This window comes from Sporosarcina cascadiensis, assembly GCF_009650995.1.
GTDB lineage: Bacteria > Bacillota > Bacilli > Bacillales_A > Planococcaceae > Sporosarcina > Sporosarcina cascadiensis.
On sequence record NZ_WHVV01000010.1, the window covers coordinates 151932 to 170964 of the forward strand.

At 38.5% G+C, this 19033-nt stretch carries 22 protein-coding genes and 1 pseudogene; 21 read left to right on the forward strand and 2 right to left on the reverse strand.

Annotated features, from left to right (window positions below; all coding sequences use genetic code 11):
- Positions 1-114 precede the first annotated feature (114 nt).
- The 18 genes and pseudogenes from GDZ68_RS12225 to rpsI (GDZ68_RS12310) form a co-directional block, all read left to right on the forward strand.
- On the forward strand, positions 115-1059 hold the full coding sequence (locus GDZ68_RS12225) for a DNA-directed RNA polymerase subunit alpha (protein ID WP_009499030.1): 945 nt from the start codon (positions 115-117) through the stop codon (positions 1057-1059).
- A 31-nt stretch (positions 1060-1090) separates the two neighbouring features.
- Positions 1091-1471, forward strand: coding sequence for a 50S ribosomal protein L17 (gene rplQ, locus GDZ68_RS12230; RefSeq protein WP_009499029.1), 381 nt, complete (start codon positions 1091-1093; stop codon positions 1469-1471).
- A 250-nt stretch (positions 1472-1721) separates the two neighbouring features.
- Positions 1722-2579 (forward strand): energy-coupling factor ABC transporter ATP-binding protein, encoded by an 858-nt coding sequence (locus GDZ68_RS12235; protein ID WP_153722583.1) that lies wholly within the window; start codon positions 1722-1724, stop codon positions 2577-2579.
- A complete protein-coding gene (locus tag GDZ68_RS12240; RefSeq protein WP_153722584.1) occupies positions 2555-3430 on the forward strand; it encodes an energy-coupling factor ABC transporter ATP-binding protein in 876 nt (291 codons plus the stop codon). Before GDZ68_RS12235 ends, GDZ68_RS12240 begins: the two co-directional genes overlap by 25 nt.
- Positions 3424-4221, forward strand: a complete 798-nt coding sequence (locus tag GDZ68_RS12245; RefSeq protein ID WP_153722585.1) for an energy-coupling factor transporter transmembrane component T family protein — start codon at positions 3424-3426, stop codon at positions 4219-4221. Before GDZ68_RS12240 ends, GDZ68_RS12245 begins: the two co-directional genes overlap by 7 nt.
- A gap of 5 nt (positions 4222-4226) precedes the next feature.
- On the forward strand, positions 4227-4964 hold the full coding sequence (truA, locus tag GDZ68_RS12250) for a tRNA pseudouridine(38-40) synthase TruA (RefSeq protein WP_153722586.1): 738 nt from the start codon (positions 4227-4229) through the stop codon (positions 4962-4964).
- 173 nt (positions 4965-5137) lie between these two features.
- On the forward strand, positions 5138-5575 hold the full coding sequence (gene rplM / locus GDZ68_RS12255) for a 50S ribosomal protein L13 (RefSeq protein WP_153722587.1): 438 nt from the start codon (positions 5138-5140) through the stop codon (positions 5573-5575).
- A gap of 19 nt (positions 5576-5594) precedes the next feature.
- Positions 5595-5987: a 30S ribosomal protein S9 gene (rpsI, locus tag GDZ68_RS12260; protein ID WP_153722588.1), complete on the forward strand. Its 393-nt coding sequence runs from the start codon at positions 5595-5597 to the stop codon at positions 5985-5987.
- Between the two features lie 294 nt (positions 5988-6281).
- Positions 6282-7073 (forward strand): isochorismatase family protein, encoded by a 792-nt coding sequence (locus GDZ68_RS12265; RefSeq protein ID WP_153722589.1) that lies wholly within the window; start codon positions 6282-6284, stop codon positions 7071-7073.
- Between the two features lie 343 nt (positions 7074-7416).
- Positions 7417-8481, forward strand: coding sequence for a TRAP transporter substrate-binding protein (locus GDZ68_RS12270; RefSeq protein WP_153722590.1), 1065 nt, complete (start codon positions 7417-7419; stop codon positions 8479-8481).
- Positions 8482-8514: 33 nt separating this feature from the next.
- On the forward strand, positions 8515-9018 hold the full coding sequence (locus tag GDZ68_RS12275; protein WP_153722591.1) for a TRAP transporter small permease subunit: 504 nt from the start codon (positions 8515-8517) through the stop codon (positions 9016-9018).
- On the forward strand, positions 9008-10315 hold the full coding sequence (locus tag GDZ68_RS12280) for a TRAP transporter large permease (RefSeq protein WP_153722592.1): 1308 nt from the start codon (positions 9008-9010) through the stop codon (positions 10313-10315). The genes GDZ68_RS12275 and GDZ68_RS12280 overlap by 11 nt, the downstream gene beginning before the upstream one ends.
- Before the next feature lie 303 nt (positions 10316-10618).
- Positions 10619-11848, forward strand: a complete 1230-nt coding sequence (locus GDZ68_RS12285; RefSeq protein ID WP_153722593.1) for an FAD-dependent monooxygenase — start codon at positions 10619-10621, stop codon at positions 11846-11848.
- Positions 11849-11931: 83 nt separating this feature from the next.
- Positions 11932-12981 carry a M29 family metallopeptidase gene (locus tag GDZ68_RS12290; protein ID WP_153722594.1) on the forward strand — a complete coding sequence of 350 codons (1050 nt, stop codon included), beginning with the start codon at positions 11932-11934 and terminating at the stop codon, positions 12979-12981.
- Between the two features lie 126 nt (positions 12982-13107).
- On the forward strand, positions 13108-13875 hold the full coding sequence (locus GDZ68_RS12295; protein ID WP_153722595.1) for a maleate cis-trans isomerase family protein: 768 nt from the start codon (positions 13108-13110) through the stop codon (positions 13873-13875).
- Positions 13876-13928: 53 nt separating this feature from the next.
- Complete coding sequence (locus GDZ68_RS12300) at positions 13929-14576, forward strand: isochorismatase family protein (protein ID WP_153722596.1); 648 nt, start codon at positions 13929-13931, stop codon at positions 14574-14576.
- 17 nt (positions 14577-14593) lie between these two features.
- Positions 14594-15460, forward strand: coding sequence for an alpha/beta fold hydrolase (locus GDZ68_RS12305; protein ID WP_228551092.1), 867 nt, complete (start codon positions 14594-14596; stop codon positions 15458-15460).
- A gap of 60 nt (positions 15461-15520) precedes the next feature.
- Positions 15521-15604, forward strand: a pseudogene (rpsI, locus tag GDZ68_RS12310) (30S ribosomal protein S9); the annotation flags it as partial.
- 392 nt (positions 15605-15996) lie between these two features.
- Here rpsI (GDZ68_RS12310) and GDZ68_RS12315 read toward each other — a convergent pair.
- Positions 15997-16662: a DUF4097 family beta strand repeat-containing protein gene (locus GDZ68_RS12315; protein WP_153722597.1), complete on the reverse strand. Its 666-nt coding sequence runs from the start codon at positions 16660-16662 to the stop codon at positions 15997-15999.
- Between the two features lie 159 nt (positions 16663-16821).
- Here GDZ68_RS12315 and GDZ68_RS18100 point away from each other — a divergent pair, with 159 nt between their 5' ends.
- From GDZ68_RS18100 to GDZ68_RS12325, 3 genes are read left to right on the forward strand one after another with little or no spacing between them, the layout of a single operon-like run.
- Positions 16822-16971: a hypothetical protein gene (locus GDZ68_RS18100; protein WP_194841147.1), complete on the forward strand. Its 150-nt coding sequence runs from the start codon at positions 16822-16824 to the stop codon at positions 16969-16971.
- 17 nt (positions 16972-16988) lie between these two features.
- A complete protein-coding gene (locus GDZ68_RS12320; protein WP_153722598.1) occupies positions 16989-17729 on the forward strand; it encodes a MerR family transcriptional regulator in 741 nt (246 codons plus the stop codon).
- Between the two features lie 34 nt (positions 17730-17763).
- Positions 17764-18420 carry a GAP family protein gene (locus tag GDZ68_RS12325; protein ID WP_153722599.1) on the forward strand — a complete coding sequence of 219 codons (657 nt, stop codon included), beginning with the start codon at positions 17764-17766 and terminating at the stop codon, positions 18418-18420.
- Between the two features lie 319 nt (positions 18421-18739).
- On the opposite strand, the gene GDZ68_RS12330 is transcribed toward GDZ68_RS12325, so the two are convergent.
- On the reverse strand, positions 18740-19033 hold a 294-nt coding region (locus GDZ68_RS12330; RefSeq protein ID WP_194841148.1), incomplete at its 5' end, for a transposase.

Genomic DNA, 19033 nt, shown 5'->3' on the forward strand with positions numbered 1-19033 from the left:
TCTATTGGATTAAGAAAGACATTTTTTGTTAATACTGTTGAAATAGGTTATCTATTATCAGTGAATTCAATATGGTTTAACCAATACAGAAGACGTTTTGAGGAGGGTAAATAAATGATCGAGATTGAGAAACCAAAGATTGAAACAGTTACGATCGGTGAAGATTCACAGTTTGGTAAATTTATTATCGAACCGCTTGAGCGTGGATACGGAAATACCTTAGGGAATTCCTTGCGTCGCATTCTCTTGTCTTCATTACCAGGAGCTGCTGTGACATCTATTCAGATCGATGGAGTACTTCATGAATTCTCAACAATTGAAGGTGTCGTTGAAGACGTATCGACGGTTATTTTGAATGTGAAGAAACTCGCTCTCAAGATTTACTCAGATGATGAGAAAGTAATTGAGATTGATGTGAAAGGTGAAGGCGTCGTGACGGCTGCGGATATCACTCATGATAGTGATGTCGAAGTATTGAATCCAGATCTCCCGATTGCTACTCTCGGCAAGAATGGACATTTACGTATGCGTATGTATGCTGTGCGCGGTCGTGGATATGTTCCTTCCGATCAAAACAAACGTGAGGATCTAGCGATTGGTGTAATTCCGATCGACTCAATTTACACTCCGGTATCACGCGTCAACTTCCAAGTGGAGAACACTCGCGTCGGCCAAAGTACCAACTTTGATAAGTTGACACTTGATGTGTGGACAGATGGCAGCATCGGTCCTAAAGAGGCAGTATCTCTTGGAGCTAAAATTCTTACAGAACACCTTAATATATTCGTTGGTATGACTGACGAAGCACAGACTGCAGAAATCATGGTAGAAAAAGAAGAAGACCAAAAAGAAAAGGTTCTTGAGATGACTATCGAAGAGCTTGACCTTTCTGTTCGCTCTTACAACTGCCTGAAACGTGCGGGAATCAATACAGTCTTAGAACTTGCTAATAAGTCCGAAGACGAAATGATGAAAGTGCGAAACCTTGGCCGCAAATCACTTGAAGAAGTGAAGGCTAAACTAGATGAGCTAAACCTTGAGTTACGCTCGGAAGAATAACTGACATATACTTGAAGGAGGGAAACTTCAAATGGGATACAGAAAACTTGGACGCACAAGTTCACAACGTAAAGCTATGCTACGCGACTTGACAACTGATTTAATCGTCCACGAGCGCATCCAGACAACTGAAGCACGTGCGAAAGAATTGCGTTCAGTAGTTGAAAAGATGATCACTCTTGGTAAACGTGGAGATCTTCATGCACGTCGTCAGGCTGCTGAATATATCCGTCGTGAAACGGTGACAGTTGAAAACGAAGAAGGCGAAGAAGCAACTGTGTTTGCACTTCAAAAACTTTTCGATACAGTGGCACCTCGCTATGCAGACCGCCAAGGCGGTTATACACGTATAATGAAGATGGGTCCTCGCCGCGGCGATGGCGCACCAGTAGTTATCATCGAATTAGTGTAATTCCATACACTTCGAGGGTGTGTCTGTCATGCACAGCCACACCCTCTTTTATAAACATATAAGATTTATACGACTGAAAAGCTGAGTGTTACGATCAGCGGGCAATCGACTGGTCTAGCTCTACGTACCTCATCTGAGATGTCGGCATGAGCACCCGGCATTTACGTTTTGAAAGGCGCATTCCTTAGATGAGGTACGCGCTTTTTTTTTATACATAAGAATATCTAGCATAGTAAAAGGAGTGTACTTAATGAAGGAAATCGCGTCGATGCATCAGGTGACGTTTTCATATGAATCTGTCGAGGAAGAGTCGAAAGAAATTCAGCCCAAGGCTTTGGATGATGTCTCTTTTACTTTGTATGAAGGCGAGTGGCTGGCTGTTGTCGGTCATAATGGTTCAGGTAAATCGACGCTGGCAAAACTGCTGATCGGTTTGCTGTTTCCTTCGTCAGGTGAAGTGAATCTCTTTTTAGAACAGTTAAGTGAAGAGAATTTATGGGAGACCCGTTCCCGAATGGGTATCGTGTTTCAAAATCCTGATAATCAATTTGTCGGTTCCACTGTTCAGGATGATGTCGCGTTTGCGCTGGAAAATAACGGCGTTCCTCATGAGATAATGGTGAGACGCGTGCACGAGGCGCTTGAACAAGTAAAGATGACAGGTTATATCAATCATGAGCCGCATCATTTATCGGGCGGTCAAAAGCAGCGTGTAGCGATTGCAGGCGCATTGGCTCTGCAGCCTGAGCTCTTAATATTAGATGAAGCGACTTCTATGCTCGATCCTCAAGGCAGAGAAGAAGTCATTGAGATTGTAAAAAAACTCAGAGCTGAATTTGGACTTACCGTGATTTCTATTACACACGATCTGGAAGAAGTATTGCTGGCAGATCGAGTCCTTGTAATGAATGAAGGAAACGTCCTGATGACCGGAACACCTGAAGAGATATTCCGAAAAGGAGCCGAATTGGAATCGATCGGCCTCGATCTTCCATTTGCTTTGCGTGTTTCAGAATTGCTTCGCCAGGCAAACGTGGATATTCAGGGGAATCATATGACAGAAGAAGAGTTGGTGAATGAATTGTGGACATTTCACTTCAGCAAGTAGGGTATTTATATGCAAAAGATTCGCCGTTTGAAAAGAGGGCATTACAAGATGTGACAGCTACAATTCCTTCAGGCTCTTATACGTCGGTCATCGGCCATACAGGGTCAGGCAAGTCGACTCTACTCCTTCATTTGAACGGTCTGCTGAAACCCTCTGAAGGTATCGTGAAGATCGGTGATACCACCATTACTGCACAGACGAAAGGAAAGCAGCTGAAGGACGTTCGTCACAGGGTAGGCATCGTTTTCCAATTTCCCGAACATCAACTGTTCGAGGAAACGGTTGAAAAGGATATTATGTTTGGACCAATTAATTTCGGTGTCCCGAAAGAGATTGCTCGCGACCGGGCACATGAGCTAGTGAAGCTGCTTGGCTTGCCGGAAGAGGTCCTGCAGAAATCGCCTTTTGAGCTGTCTGGAGGTCAAATGCGCCGTGTGGCAATTGCCGGTGTACTTGCATTCAAACCGTCTGTGTTGGTGCTGGATGAACCGACAGCAGGGCTGGATCCAAGAGGACGCAAAGAAATAATGGAGCTGTTTCACCGTCTTCATGATACGGAGAATCTGACGACTATTTTAGTTACCCATAGTATGGAAGATGCTGCACGCTATAGTGACCGCATTGTTGTGATGCATGAAGGAACATCTGTTATGGAAGGAACCCCTGAAGAGATTTTCAGTCAGCAGGAGATACTGCACTCCTATCGTTTAGGCATTCCCCGTTCGGTACGTTTTCAGCATAGAATGGAAAAACTGATTGGCCGGAAACTCGGAAGGCTGGCATTAACGGAAGAATTACTGGCACAGGAATTGGCTGCTGCTGTGCGGGGAAAGGGAGATAGGCCATGTTAGAAAAAATGATCATCGGCCGCTATATCCCCGGCAATACGATCGTGCATCGACTAGATCCGCGCTCGAAGCTGCTTTTTGTCTTCCTGTTTGTCATTGCCGTGTTTCTGGCGAATAATGTCGCCTCTTATGCTGTGCTGCTCGTTTTCACTGCTTTTGTGATTGCATTGGCGCGAATTAAGCCGTATTTTTTAGTGAATGGCTTGAAGCCGGTGCTGTTTTTAATTGTTTTCACGCTTTTACTGCATATTTTTTTCACTCGTGAAGGCCCGATTATATTTGAATGGAAATTCATCAAGATCTATGAAGAAGGATTACGGATGGGTATTTTCATTTCCATCAGGTTCCTGGTGCTGGTACTGATTACCACTGTGCTGACATTGACCACTTCACCGATCTCCATTACAGACGGTCTGGAAACACTGCTGAACCCATTCAAAAAGTTGAAACTACCGGTGCACGAGCTGGCCCTGATGATGTCGATTGCACTTCGTTTCATTCCGACTTTGATGGATGAGACGGATAAAATCCTGAAGGCTCAGCTGGCAAGAGGCTCCGATTTGAGCACAGGCTCGATAAAGGAGCGGATACAGGCTGTTATCCCGCTGCTCGTCCCGCTGTTCGTCAGTGCGTTTAAACGGGCTGAGGATCTGGCTGTCGCTATGGAAGTGAGAGGCTACCGCGGCGGAGAGGGAAGGACGAGGTTCCGTCAGTTGTCGTGGCAAATGAAAGATACGTCGGTTATGATTGCGTTTATTGTATTAGTGGCCGTTTTGGCTTGGGTTAGGAAGTGAACACATTGAAACGAATGAAGGCAACGGTATCCTATGATGGAACCGATTTTGCGGGCTATCAGTCGCAGCCGAATATGCGCACAGTACAATCGGAAATTGATAAAGCGCTCGTTAAACTGCATAAAGATCCATCGGTGCACTCAGTAGCGAGCGGCCGCACAGATTCCGGCGTTCATGCGCTCGGACAAGTCATCCATTTTGATACGCCGCTTGATCTTGGCAACCGCTGGCGGATGGCACTGAATGTGCTGCTGCCAAAAGATGTGCGCGTAGTCGAGGTAGAGGAAGCAGCAGCCGACTTTCATGCACGCTATAGCGCAGCGGGGAAAACGTATCAATATAGATGGACTTACAATGAAGTGCAAAGCCCGTTTGAACGAAATTTTGCGGTTCATTTGGGAAGATGGGATCCGGATATTGAACGGATGCGAAAAGCTGCACAGCACTTAATCGGCACTCATGACTTCACAAGTTTTTGTTCTGCGAAGACTGCTACATCGAATAAAGTTCGAACAATCCGTAAGCTGACACTTGAAAAGCAGGGTGATCATTTGCTGCTGGAAGTGGAAGGCGACGGTTTTCTTTACAATATGGTACGCACGATTGCAGGTGTTTTACTGGCAGTCGGGATCGGCTGGGATGAGCCGGAAGACGTCAAGAGGATTCTGGATACAAAAGATCGGAAAAGCGCAGGCAAAACAGCGCCCGCACACGGTTTGTACCTGCTGGAAGTGACGTATTGAGGTCATGGCAACTAATCCTGGCGTTTTCATAAAAATGCTTGACTTTAAGTGGATTAGAAGGTAAGATGATAAATGGTATTTCAATAACCCCACAAACAAGCCCCGGAAGTTTATTTGTGTTTAGGGATAGAGAAAACAACGGAACAGATTGATATTTTTAGGAGGATTACAATATGCGCACAACATTCATGGCTAAAGGTCACGAAGTAGAACGTAATTGGCTTGTTGTCGACGCTGAAGGACAAACGCTTGGACGTCTTGCTTCAGAGGTTGCATCACTTTTACGTGGTAAACATAAACCAACGTTCACACCACATGTTGATACAGGTGATCACGTCATCATCATCAACGCTGAAAAAATTCATTTAACAGGTAATAAATTGAAAGATAAAATTTATTACCGTCACTCAGGGTATACAGGCAGCATCAAGTCACGTACAGCGCTTGAAATGCGTACAAACTACCCTGTTAAAATGCTTGAACTTGCAATCAAAGGAATGCTTCCAAATGGTCCTCTAGGCCGTCAGACATTCAAAAAATTGCACGTTTATGCTGGAGCAGAACATCAGCATGCAGCACAAAAACCTGAAGCTTATGAGCTTCGCGGATAATTAAGAGGAGGAAACACACTTGGCACAAGTACAATATATCGGCACTGGCCGTCGTAAAAGTTCAGTAGCTCGTGTACGTCTAGTTCCTGGCGAAGGTAAAATTACCGTCAATAACCGTGACGTAGAAGACTACGTACCATTCGAAACACTGCGTGAAATCATCAAACAGCCACTGGTTACAACTGAAACACTTGGAAGCTATGATATCCACGTTAACGTTAACGGTGGAGGTTACACTGGTCAAGCTGGCGCAATCCGTCACGGCGTTGCCCGTGCATTGCTTACAGTTGATCCTGACTTCCGTCCGGCACTTAAATCTGCAGGATTCTTAACACGTGACCCACGTATGAAAGAACGTAAGAAGCCAGGTCTTCGCGGCGCTCGTCGTGCACCTCAGTTCTCGAAGCGTTAATTTTATATCAACTTACTTCTAAAGGCTATCTCATTTAACGAGATAGCCTTTTTGCTGAATTTAGTTACAGATAATTTAATAAGTGTGTGTTATGATGTAAATCAACTTACCATTTTATTTAAGCCCTACAAAAACTGTATCCTTTTAATTTGACGAGAATAAACATATTTCCTCAAAAAATAGCACTGGAATTACACGGTTATGAAGTTTCTAAACGGTTAATCTCATATAAGTTTTAAAAAACCATTTATTTAATTTAACTATACTACAAAATAATAGTTAGCAGGTGATACATTGTTCTATGATAAGCTCCTAACCATATCAGAAGCTGCAAAAATTTTAGGTATATCAACAAGTACGTTAAGAAGGCTTGAGAAAGAAAATGGTGTAGTTGAAGGGTACGGTCTTAAAGTAATTTATACTCCTGGAGGACAGAGAAGATACTTACTAGATGAAATTCAGCAACTATATACCAGCCAAGGATTTTCTGGAAAAGTAGGCTTTGGTATTAGGCCGGCTTTATTGATAAGAGATTTTACAACTGCCTTCTTTGAGCCACATTCGCTATTTTCAATTTCGGTAAATGATCAGGTTTCTTCAACAATAGAATTGATAGAAGCTGCAAAAGAAAGTAATATTCCTATAATCTTTAGTAAAACTGTTTATAAGCCAGAGGAGAAAATATCAAAGTTATGGGGCAGTAAGTTTCCCTCGTTGGAAATATTGAAAGTAGAAAGCCCATGGGTAACACCCCTTCCTGAAATAAGCAAATACAACTTTGATTTGATAAATGAAACACCGTATATAACAGATTTTCACCATTCTTCACTAAACAGTTTTCTAAACGAAAGGGAGATTGATACGCTTATTTTAGCGGGCGTTACCACTAGCGGAAGTATTAGGGCAAATGCCGTAGAGGGTCTTCAACAAGGATATAAAATGATAGTGGCTAAAGAAGCCGTAGGTGACAGAAATAAATCAATTCACACATCTACTTTAATCGATTTAAATGCCAGATATGCTGATGTTATGAATGTAAACGATATACTAACTTATTATAAGTCTATTAACACAAAACAATTTTAAATTAGGATTAGTCTTCGGAATTATTGTCTCTATTCCCAAGGCTAGTCCTTTTTCTATGAAAAATATCCAAGCAACCCCAGTGAGGGAGGCACTAAGCATATTATTGGAAAGTTTTAAAAATTTGTATTGACAGTAATGTGAAAATTCATTAAACTAATAGATAAGAAGTTTAGATAGCTTTGGTAAGTTTATATAACTTTGAGTGGTTTTATTTCACTTAATAAAGCGCTTACATTTTGAAATGTGAAAGGAGAAAAAACCTTAATATACTATATTGAACCGTATTTGTGAAATCGTGTAATTACTGTAATCCTAAAAAAAATAGAGGAAAAGGGGAATTTTTATGAAAAATGGTCTTAAGTACTTGGTAAATGGTCTGGCAATTAGTTCAATACTTTTGTTAGGTGCATGTAGCGAGGGAAGTGGCGGAAATACAGGGAATGCAGCTACTAAAGATGAGAACAAAAAGGTAAACTTATCTGTTTCTACCTATCTTTCTGCGGGGCACGGTCAGGTGACAGATGTATTAGAACCATTTTTTGAGGATGTCAAGAAAGAAACAAATGGCAGGGTGACAGCTGAATATTATCCATCAAATGCGCTAGGTGCAGCAGATGCTCAGTATGATATGGCAGTAACTGGAGTGGCAGATTTTGTTCTTAGTAACCATGGGTATTCACCAGGTAAATTTCCGTTAATGGGTATTGGTGATATGCCATTTATGGGTAATTCCGCCGAAGACGCGTCAAAAGTATTATGGAAGTTACAAGAGAAGTTTCCTGAAATAGCAGAGGAACATGATGAAACAAAGATTGGTTGGATTTTTAAAACAGATACGTATCAAATCTTCACTTCTAACAAGCCCATTAAGACTCCAGAAGATCTAAAAGGATTAAGAATCAGAACGCCATCTCCGGCAGGCAATAGTTTATTGGAATTGGTAGGGGCTACGCCTGTTAATATGTCAATGGGAGATGTTTATGAAGGGATGCAACGTGGAGTTATTGATGGTGCCCTAGCACCGGCATCAGTGATTGAGAATTTCCAGTTGGCTGACGTGACAAAATACATTACAAAAGGTGATTTTTGGACACAAAGTTTTTATGCTGTATTTAACCCTGCAACTTGGAATGAAATTTCTCCCCAAGATCAAGAAAAAATTGAAAGTATGATTGGTGAGCAAATGGCTATTAAATCTGGACAAGTCTATGATGCTGATGGACAAGTTGGTTGGAATAGAGCTATAGAAGAAGGCGTAGAAATTATTGAGTTAAACGATAAGGAATTGGATGAATGGAAAGCTGCTCTGGAACCGATGGTCCAGGAGTGGATTGATGTTAACAAAAGTAAAGGGTATCCAGCAGACGAAATATACGAAACAGCATTGAAACTACTCAGTGAGCAATAAACTGTAAATAAAAAATGAAGGGAGTGATTACACTTGACAAGTATTATCAACCGCTTAGAAAGAATTATTGAACCAATCAATAAGTTTGCTTTCCATATAGCTTGTTTCTTAGTTTTCTGTTTAATGGTCTTAACTTTTAGTGATGTAACAGGTCGTTATATAATTCGACCTGTTACAGGTACCTATGAACTGACAGGCATATTTTTGTCACTCATAGTATTTTTAAGTTTGGGATATACCCAAATCCAAAAAGGTCATATTTCAATAGGTATTCTTGTTGAAAAATTCCCTCCAAGAATTCAGGCGATTATTGATGTAGTTACCTATATTGTAGTTCTGTTCACACTTGTTTTAATGACACAACAAACATTTATTTACGCACAGAGAAGCGTCAATAATGTAACAGGAGAACTGGGTATTCCCGTATATCTCTTTATCATTATTGGAGGCATCGGCATACTTCTATTTGCCTTAGCCATATTATTAGATCTCATTAAAGCGATACAAAAGGCGGTGAGTAATAATTATGACACCTGAAATGATTGGACTAATAGGAATTATTCTACTCTTTGTGCTTCTCTTGCTAAGAGTACCCGTTGGGATGTCTCTATTACTAGTAGGATTTCTGGGTTATATCGGCATTTCAAATATTGGCGTTGCGAATGCTCAACTTGGGATTAGTGGATTTGGGACAGCTAGTAGTCATAGTTTGAGTGTCATGCCAATGTTTATTTTAATGGGGTTATTTTTGTCTTTTAGCGGGTTAGCTACAGATCTATTTAGGGCAGTTGATAGCTGGGTCGGACACTTTAGAGGTGGATTAGGCATGGCAACAATTGGGGCAGCGGCTATATTTTCTTCTATATCCGGTTCCTCAAGTGCCACGACAGCAACATTAGCTCGCGTTGCAATTCCTGAGATGAACCAGTATAACTATCATCCCAGGTTGTCTTCGGCAACTGTGGCAGCAGGGGGAACACTAGGTTTTTTAATTCCACCCAGTGTTATTCTAATCCTCTATGGAGTATTAACACATGAGCCAATTGGACCGCTACTAATTGCCGGATTAGTTCCTGGAATCTTGATGGCTTTAATGTTTATGCTAACAATCTATATTCAAATTCGACGTAACCCTTCTTTAGCTCCAGTTAATGCCGAAGCTATGCCGTTTTTGGATAGAATAAAGGCGTTAAAAACGGTATGGCCTTTCATACTTATCTTCTTACTCAGTATCGGTGGAATCTATCTAGGTTTCTTTACCCCAACTGAAGCAGGTGGCGTTGGTGCATTCGGGGCACTACTGATTTCTGTTTTTACAAAAAGATTGAATTGGAAAAGCTTTATTGAGTCTTTAGAAGAATGTGTCCGTTTGACAGCGATGATATTTCTAATACTCATAGGTGCAAATTTATTTGCTCAATTTTTAGCTAAGTCTAGGATTCCATCTACAATAACTCAATTTGTCGGCTCTTTAGATGTATCGTCTTACTTGATACTCCTTGGAATTCTGCTTGTGTTGTTTATTTTAGGTTTGTTTATGGAAGGAATAGCTATATTGGTACTTACATTGCCGATTATCTATCCTTTAATTATGGAACTTGGTTTCAATGGTGTGTGGTTTGGGATTATTATGGTAATGGTTATTAATATGGGGTTAATTACACCACCATTAGGAATAAGTGTTTTTATTATCAATGGGGTAGATAAGACCATACCGATACCTACCATTTTTAAAGGCGTTATTCCGATGTTGGTTACTATGATTGTTTTTACCTTCGTAATTATCATCTTCCCTAATGTAGTATTATTTTTACCTGATCTAATGGGTAAATAACCTTTAACACAACCAACTGACAACAGCCTGCCCTTAGGACAGGCTGTTTGAAATTAAAAGGTATTAATAACCGGATTTAGCGTACGTAAAAATTAAAAAGATACTTTTATCGAACTATATGAAATTAACTAACTATTATAATATTTGTGAAAAAAGATTGACGATGACATTTTCAGCGTTTATAATAAATTTGTAGTAAGGTTTGGTAGGTTTGATTAAGTATGATAGATATTTAGAAACTGGTTTTAATTTTTACTTTTTTAAATATATGATTATTTTAGCAAAAATAAGGAGATGAAAGAGATGAGAGAGAAAAAAGTTATAGGTATTATTGGTGCAGGTATTGGTGGAGTTGCATTAGCAAGATCCTTAGAACAACGGGGCATTCCTTATCACTTATTCGAACAGGCACCGGCTTTTGGTGAGGTAGGAGCAGGAATCCAAATGACTCCAAATGCTGTAAAGGTATTAAATGCTTTGGGGCTGGCAAATGAAATTGATAGCGTAGGCTTTCTTCCTGAATCAATGGATGGTCGCAGTTGGGATACAGGCAAGGAATTGTTTAGTACTCCGATAAAAAAAGAATTCAAAAGAATATTTGGAGCTGAATATTACCATTTACATCGAGCGGACTTGCATGAAATTTTAACAAAAGACATTCCAGAAGAAAAAATCACATTTAACATTAAATGTCAGGACGTTAAAAACTCTGGTGATAAAGCAATCGCTTATTTTGATAACGGAGAAAGCTTTGAAGCCGATCTAATTGTTGGTGCGGACGGTATTCGATCAGTTGTCAGAGAAGCACTATGGGGTATAGATGACCCGAAATTTACAGGTGACATGTGTTGGCGTGCATTAGTGCCTGTCGATGAATATCCGTTATCTTTCGTTAAACCGGCTGCATCTTTCTGGTTCGGACCAAAAGCTCACGTAGTTACTTATTATGTAAAGGGCGGTAAGGCAGTCAATATTGTTGCTATTAAGGAGACAGATGGCTGGGTTAAGGAATCATGGACTGAACCAAGTTCAACTAGTGAATTACTAGAGGCGTATAAAGGATGGAATTCTGACCTGATTGATCTATTTCAAAAGACTGACAATCTACAAGTTTTCAAATGGGGATTATTTGACCGGGATCCTATGGACCAGTGGTCGAAAGGTAACATCACACTTCTTGGAGATTCAGCACATCCAATGTTGCCGTACCTATCTCAAGGTGCAGCAATGGCAATTGAAGATGCATTTGTTCTTGCCGAGGCTATAGAGTATTACGAGGGAGAAACCAATTCGGCTTTACAAGCATACGAAGAAGAAAGGCGCCCGAGAACAAGAAGGGTTCAATTGGAATCTCGTGAAAGAGGTCGTACTTATCATTTGGAATCCTCTGAAGAGCAACAAAAACGGGATCAGGAGATTCAGGAGAGACAAAAAGAAGATCCGAATGCAGTAGGGATTAAATCAGAATGGGTCTATGAATATGATGCGACAAGCTGTCGCGAACGATTCGATAAGTCAAAAGTATCAGTATAAACCCGGTGTCGAATTGAGATGAATAAACGTTGCTAGAAGTTATGGCTTAAATTAAAAAATCATATAAAAAGAGGTGCTTTTACATGACAGTAGAAATGGATGAAATGGTAGATTTATTTAAAAAGGAACTCGAACTATGTAAGTTAAAGCCTACAGAGACTATGGCTGTATTAACCTCAGGTGATGTTCGTGCAGATTATGCAAAAGCCTTTCTAACCGCTGCGAATGAAATTGGTGCAAACTCTTTTGAGTTAAAGTTACCTCCGGTTAAAGGTGGCATATCGGGTTCATTTGGTGTAACGCCTTTGACAGATAATCGAGTAGCGGTGGAAGTGCTAAAAAAAGCAGATCTGGTAATTGACTTAGTTCTTCTTTTATTTTCAAAAGAACAATTGGAATTACAAGAATCTGGAGTTAGAATTTTAATGGTTGTTGAGCCATTCCATGTGATTAAAAGAATGTTCCCTAAAGAAAGTGATAAAGGGAGAGTACTTCACGCAACAGAATTATTGAAAGAGGCAAAGGAATTACGTTTTACAAGTAAAGCGGGAACAGATGTCACATATCAATTAGGTCAATACCCAATTCTAACAGAGTATGCGTACGCTGATGAGCCTGGAAGATGGGATCACTTGCCGAGTTGTTTTGCAGCTGCAACCTCAAATGATAAGGGAGTTAACGGAACTGTAGTGCTAGACAAGGGTGATATTTTCTTCCCTTTTAATCGTTATTTTCAAGAACCGGTCACTTTAACTATTAAAGGTGGCTATGTTACTAGTATTGAAGGTGGATTTGATGCCATGCTAATGAAGGATTATATGGAAAGCTTCGAAGATCCAAGGGCATATGCTGTATCACATATTGGTTGGGGACTGAATGAAAGAGCAAAGTGGCATAGTTTAGCATTAGATGATCAAGTTTTTGGAATGGATGGAAGAGCTTTCTATGGAAACGTTTTATTTTCTTTGGGGCCAAACTCCGAGTTAGGCGGAGATAATGACACGGAGTGTCACTTGGACTTACCTATGTCAAATTGTACTCTTTATCTAGATGGCAAACTAATTGTTGAGGACGGAGATGTCGTCGTCGATGAAATGAAGCCTGTTGAAGAAAAAGTGATCTCTTTAACATAACAACAAAAAGTTTTTAAGAAACATTCGATATAGGCTTCCATAAGTGAGTGAGATGGCTTTTGGAAGCCTTTAAAATAAATTAATATACAGCTTAAGCTGTATTGTAAACATAATAGGAGGAGAAAAATGGATAATAATTATAGAGTTGGTTTAATAGTTCCAAGTTCGAATACTACAATGGAAACTGAAATACCTGCGATGCTTCAAGAAAGAATGAAAGTTAAACCTGAGACTTTTACATTTCATTCAGCACGTATGCGTATGAAAAATGTTACTCCAGAAGAGTTGAAAAAAATGGATATTGATAGTGATCGCTGCGCTTTGGAATTATCTGATGCAAGATGCGATGTTCTTGCCTACGCATGTCTCGTAGCAATAATGTGCCAGGGTGCGGGCTATCATAATGTTTCAGAGAAACGACTGAGCAAGGCTGTTGAAGAAAATGGTGGAAAGGCACCAGTTGTTAGCAGTGCCGGTGCTTTAATTGATGGTATAAAATTAATTGGTGCAAAAAAGGTAGCGATTATTACTCCATACATGAGAAGTCTTACAGATCAAGTAATTGAATACTTGAATGGAAGCGGTATTGAAGTTGTCGATTCTATTAGTTTGGAGGTAGCTGACAATTTAGAGGTTGGCAGGTTAGATCCTAAAAACCTTATTCAGTATGCTGAGAAGCTGAATATAGAAGAAGCAGATGCAATTGTCTTATCAGCTTGTGTACAAATGCCTTCACTTCCATCGATACAAGAAGTGGAAAATCGTTTAGGGCTTCCTGTATTATCTGCAGCTACCTCAACGGTATATAAAATCTTGACTGAATTGAATTTAGACCCCGTTGTTCCAAATGCGGGTAAACTACTTTCAGGAGATATTACGATAGCTGTGAATTAAAAGCTAACTGAAAGTAGTGAAATTACTTTTAGAGTTAAAAGGAGACGAAGAGTATGTTGAATTCACACGGAGATGATGAAAACATTTTTGTGGAAAGAGGTTTTGGTAAATCGTTGGGTATTGGTAAACAGGCAGCATTGGTAGTAGTTGACTTAATTTTAGGTTTTACAAGTCCCGATATGCCGATGGGCTCAGACTTAACTCAACAGATCAAAAATACTAATAAACTAATCAAAGTTTCAAGAGAAAATAACATCCCCATCTTCTTTACAACTATTTCTTATGATGAGGAAGATGTAAATGACGCTGGAATATGGGCGAAAAAGATGGAAGGACTAGCAACTTTATTAGCGGGAACAGACGCTGTCAAAGTAGATCCTTCTTTAGATTTTCGTAAGGGAGACGGTTTAATCGTTAAGAAGTATGCCTCTTCTTTCTTTGGTACAGATCTAGTGTCCCGATTAATTAAAAACAGAGTCGATACTGTTATTATCGTAGGCGCTACCACGAGTGGTTGTATTAGAGCTACAGCAGTAGATGCAATACAGTATGGCTTTACTCCTATTGTTGCAGAAGATGCGGTTGGGGATAGGGAGCAAAAAACTCATGAACAGTCTCTAATCGACATGCAGCAAAAATATGCTGATGTTAAAAAAACAGAAGAAATTATTTTTCAACTAACTGCAGTCAAGGTAGTGTAAATAAGGAGAGCTAACTAATGATGAATATTTTCTTGGAGAGTCCCGAATTTGAAGATATATATATCAAGGGAATGAATATTGATCTACACCTAATTGCAAAAGGAGATAAGAATGGTATACCGTTACTATTTATACCTGGCATCACCAGTTACTCGTATTCCTTTGCAGAATTGTTACGTAAGATCCCAAATGATTTTTATTGTTTATCTTTAGATGTCCGGGGGCGAGGGCAATCTTCGTGGCCGGAAAAGGGTTATAAATTAAACGATTATGTTGATGACCTATTAAATGTAATCAATTATCTTATTGGAAATAAGCATAATCCTATTATTATCGGACATTCTATGGGGGCTAGAATAGGAGTTGCCTTCGCCAGCCAATACTCCAATTTAATTTCGGGAATGGTATTAATTGATCCACCTATAAACGGGCCTGGGCAGAGAGATGTATATCCCAACCCGCTAGAAGAGATGTTTCTAAAACAAAAGTCTGCTGTAGATGAAGGGAAAATGGATTTATTCAAAAAGTTGATGCCTGAAGGATGGAGTGAACGGCAAATTCTCCAGAGAGCAAATGAATATCGCAATAATTCGAGGAATGCAATCATTGAATCTTATCAATCTCTACTTTACGAACCCTTTCATGCACATTTGAAAAATGTGAATGTACCAATGTTGTTATTAGCAGCAGAATTTGGCGACACCATTCGAGAAGACGAATTGGAATTAATTAAAAACTTAAATCCATTATTAGAGACTGAGCTAATAAAGGAGGTTGGCCACATGATTTATAAAGATAACCCTGATATAGTGGCACAAAGAATTGTGAGTTTTGGAAAATCTATTGAACGGAACTCAGAAAGAAACGAGATAACTAACAGATGAATAATTAAATGCTATTACGTGTTAGGAGAATGTATTTAAAACAAATAATTTGCATGATTTCTAACACGTGACCCACGTATGAAAGAACGTAAGAAGCCAGGTCTTCGCGGCGCTCGTCGTGCACCTCAGTTCTCGAAGCGTTAATTTGTATTTACAAATTTTCAAAACCCTTTCTCGAGCAATCGGGAAAGGGTTTTTTAGTACAAGTTGGTTTAAATCAAGAAATTACGAAGAACTTAATAGATTTAAAGCATCAGCATTCTGCTGGTGCTTTTTTTCTAGTATTAATTCCAGATAATAATTTTAGGTTGTTTGAATATTTATGGGTCCTAATCTTTTTGAACCATACGCAATATCTATATCTTGGGCAAATGAAAATGATGTGTGTATCTCTCAGACCATGAAAGGTATTTCTTTTAATGTTTAACCTCTCCAATAACTCTGCTAATTGTTCGGATTATTTGAAGCCGCCAAAGCTGAAAATATAGCCATTCTTTTTAACAGGGATTTTACGAATAAGATCATATACTTTTTTATTAATTTAAATCAATATTTCCTGACTTTGTTACAATTCGCATCTTATAATCACCATTACCTGAAATACCCTGTAATCCCTTTTTTGTTTTTGAAATGTCGTATAGAGTTAAATCAATTGATTGTCTACCACTGTTTGTATTGATATCTAATTCTAAATTAGGCTGTTTTGCATCAAAATTCACTGATACTTTACCGCTTGTGGTTGTTATCTTTAGATCATTATTCAATTCTATAAAATGAAGTTTAACATTACCGCTGCTTGAGCGTATTTCAATGTCATTTTGAATTAATTCCTTTCCAGTAACATTACCAGAAGATCCATCGAGAATTATTTTCCCTTTGAATTGCTTAGGTACTTTAACTTCTAAAGTCGGTTTTTTACTAAGGTTAAATAATCGTGTAATATCAGTATCCAATTCAATCGATAACTGTTTTGAAGATTTCTCTAATATTGCACCCGGTCCGTCATCATAAATCGTTAAATTTGCTTCTATTTCATTTGTTTCTCTTGTAGAAAACACAACATCTGTACTTGCAAAATTTATCATAATCTCCTCAATTTCTTCTATGGATTCTTTATTTACGACGACTTCTTCCTCCCCTGTTGAACAGCCTGTAAGCATAATTAATAATAAAAATAAACTAATTGTTGTTTGTTTAATCATTTTCCTCACTCCTTAAACTTGATTATATTAAATGACGTAAGGTCAGTTTCAAATTTTATGCAACAGGATGTTTAAATTACTTGAAAGTGACCTTGCGTCATCTTTTATACTGTTATTAGAGCTTTTACTTTAAAACTAATTAAAAGGAGAATCCTATGTATGAAAAAAGACGATATTATTATTTATGCTTGCGTTATTATTGGAGCAGGAGTCGGTTTATTGTTTGATAATGCTTTTCCAGGAGTGCTAATTGGCTTAGGAATTGGTTACGTATTAAAAACCATGTTTTTTAATCATACAAATGAATAAGAAAGTAGGGTATTAGCTTGTTTCATATTAACGAATTTAAAAAACTGAGCGGTGTATCAGCTAGAACCTTTAGATATTATGACAAAATTGGACTTTTGAAACCTGTATCAAAAACTGAGGGAGGTCATCGATTATACTCAAACACTGAGTTGAAGAAACTTCAGCAAATACAATTCTTAAAAATTATAGGATTTCAATTAAGTGAGATCAAAATGATGTTAGAGTCCGAAGAATGGGATTGGTCCAATAGTTTAATGAAACAACTATCCTATGTTATAAGCGAAAAGGATCGTCTTTCAAAGATAGAAATCAGTTTGAGGGAATTAATAAACGGTATAGCGATTGATGGAGAAGAATTTAGGATTAAAAAAATCATGGATTTATATAATAATAAGGATCTTAAAGAAGTATTAAATAATAATCGAGATAAATTAAATTTAAAAAAAACGGAAGTACTAGAAAAACTTCCGAAAATGGGTAGTAGTGATCCAGACTCTTTAGAGTGGATTGCTTTAGTAGGGCAATTAAAAAAATATATCCATCTTGGTTATAGTGATACACGAATACAAAACATCATTAAGAGAATGGATGTAAAAAAAGGTGAGGACTATAATGACGAGGATGCTTTTTTAGATAAGCTTTGGGACATTAGAATGTCACCCGAGGAATCAAAAAATTATAACCTATATCCAATTGATCAAGAAGTCCTTAACTTTATGGAGAAGGCATATATATATTATCTCCGTAATAAATCATAATTATTTGAACACAACTGTTCATGTGGAGGGAAAGATGGGAACAGATATATTAATTTATTTGGGTGGATTAGCTCTTTTAGATACATTAAGCCCTACAATTGTTAGCGTTACTTTATTTCTCGTTTTAACAGACAATAAAAATTTAACATCAAGATTATTATCATATTTATTTACGGTTGTGCTACTGTATTTTTCATTAGGTATCATCATGATGTTAGGCCTAAATTTTATTATGGAAGCCTTCTCAAACATTTTTCAAAAAAAAATATTTAGCTGGGTAACCTTTATAGTAGGGGTGATATTATTTACTGCTAGCTTTTTTATCCCTGTAAATAAAAAAAGTAATATTCCAAAGCCTAAAACTCAAAGCATATTCTCGATTATTCTTATTGGTATTACGACTTTTATCATTGAAGCAGGCACAGCTTTACCGTATTTTGCCGCTATTGGTTTATTAACGACAATAGATATACCTTTTTATCAGTGGCTTCCAATTTTAGCGGCATACAATATTATTATGATTCTACCAGCTCTGCTTATATTTTTAGGGTATAAATTATTTGGAAAGTTGATAAGCCCTACCTTAGTTAATCTTCGGATTAAAATATCAAGCGGTTCAAGTTCTTCCTTATCCTGGATTATGTGTATAGTTGGAGTGATCTTAATATTTTACACTATAGATTATCTATAATAAGTCATTGTGAATGTAACGGAAGAGTTATCGTTTCGATAACTATATCTGCATGTGGAACTAAATAAAAAGTTAAATTTAATGCATTATTGAAGTTAATGTAAGAGCTGTGATTAGAAATAAAAGAATAATTAGCCTGAATTATTCATGGTCAGATGAAAAACCTAAAGTTCTCACAAATTTTTAGCCTGTAAGTGATCTGCTAGGCCATTAAACTACTATATCGACACGTTTGGAATTTAATGGGAGGTTTCTTTTGGTTTTTGGGCGCACTTCTCTCTTGGTTCCAACCGCTTTTTTAAAAATACGTTATTCTACTTCAATTGAATTGGAGACGTTGGACTCGTGCCAGCACGTCCCAGAAAAAGTGATCGTAGACGAAGTGGGAAGAGATCTTCATATGTAAGTAGCGCCCGGACTTCACCAATTTACTCGCGACTTTCACTAATCGTGTACGGATCGTTCTGATCTGGATGCCTTTCGAAGTTGTCGGAAAGCTGAGCGTGCGCAGCCAATTCGTCAGGTTGTAGGCAAGTAGACTGATCATCATGCGAGCGGTATTGACTGTGAAATCATGACTTTTCATCTGATCAAAGCCAAATCCGTCCTTCGC

Coding starts and splice junctions, on each gene's coding strand:
- GDZ68_RS12225 (WP_009499030.1), top strand. CDS start 115: ATGATCGAGATTGAGAAACCAAAGATTGAAACAGTTACGATCGGTGAA.
- rplQ (WP_009499029.1), top strand. CDS start 1,091: ATGGGATACAGAAAACTTGGACGCACAAGTTCACAACGTAAAGCTATG.
- GDZ68_RS12235 (WP_153722583.1), top strand. CDS start 1,722: ATGAAGGAAATCGCGTCGATGCATCAGGTGACGTTTTCATATGAATCT.
- GDZ68_RS12245 (WP_153722585.1), top strand. CDS start 3,424: ATGTTAGAAAAAATGATCATCGGCCGCTATATCCCCGGCAATACGATC.
- rplM (WP_153722587.1), top strand. CDS start 5,138: ATGCGCACAACATTCATGGCTAAAGGTCACGAAGTAGAACGTAATTGG.
- GDZ68_RS12270 (WP_153722590.1), top strand. CDS start 7,417: ATGAAAAATGGTCTTAAGTACTTGGTAAATGGTCTGGCAATTAGTTCA.
- GDZ68_RS12280 (WP_153722592.1), top strand. CDS start 9,008: ATGACACCTGAAATGATTGGACTAATAGGAATTATTCTACTCTTTGTG.
- GDZ68_RS12285 (WP_153722593.1), top strand. CDS start 10,619: ATGAGAGAGAAAAAAGTTATAGGTATTATTGGTGCAGGTATTGGTGGA.
- GDZ68_RS12290 (WP_153722594.1), top strand. CDS start 11,932: ATGACAGTAGAAATGGATGAAATGGTAGATTTATTTAAAAAGGAACTC.
- GDZ68_RS12295 (WP_153722595.1), top strand. CDS start 13,108: ATGGATAATAATTATAGAGTTGGTTTAATAGTTCCAAGTTCGAATACT.
- GDZ68_RS12300 (WP_153722596.1), top strand. CDS start 13,929: ATGTTGAATTCACACGGAGATGATGAAAACATTTTTGTGGAAAGAGGT.
- GDZ68_RS12305 (WP_228551092.1), top strand. CDS start 14,594: ATGATGAATATTTTCTTGGAGAGTCCCGAATTTGAAGATATATATATC.
- GDZ68_RS12315 (WP_153722597.1), bottom strand. CDS start 16,662: ATGATTAAACAAACAACAATTAGTTTATTTTTATTATTAATTATGCTT.
- GDZ68_RS18100 (WP_194841147.1), top strand. CDS start 16,822: ATGAAAAAAGACGATATTATTATTTATGCTTGCGTTATTATTGGAGCA.
- GDZ68_RS12325 (WP_153722599.1), top strand. CDS start 17,764: ATGGGAACAGATATATTAATTTATTTGGGTGGATTAGCTCTTTTAGAT.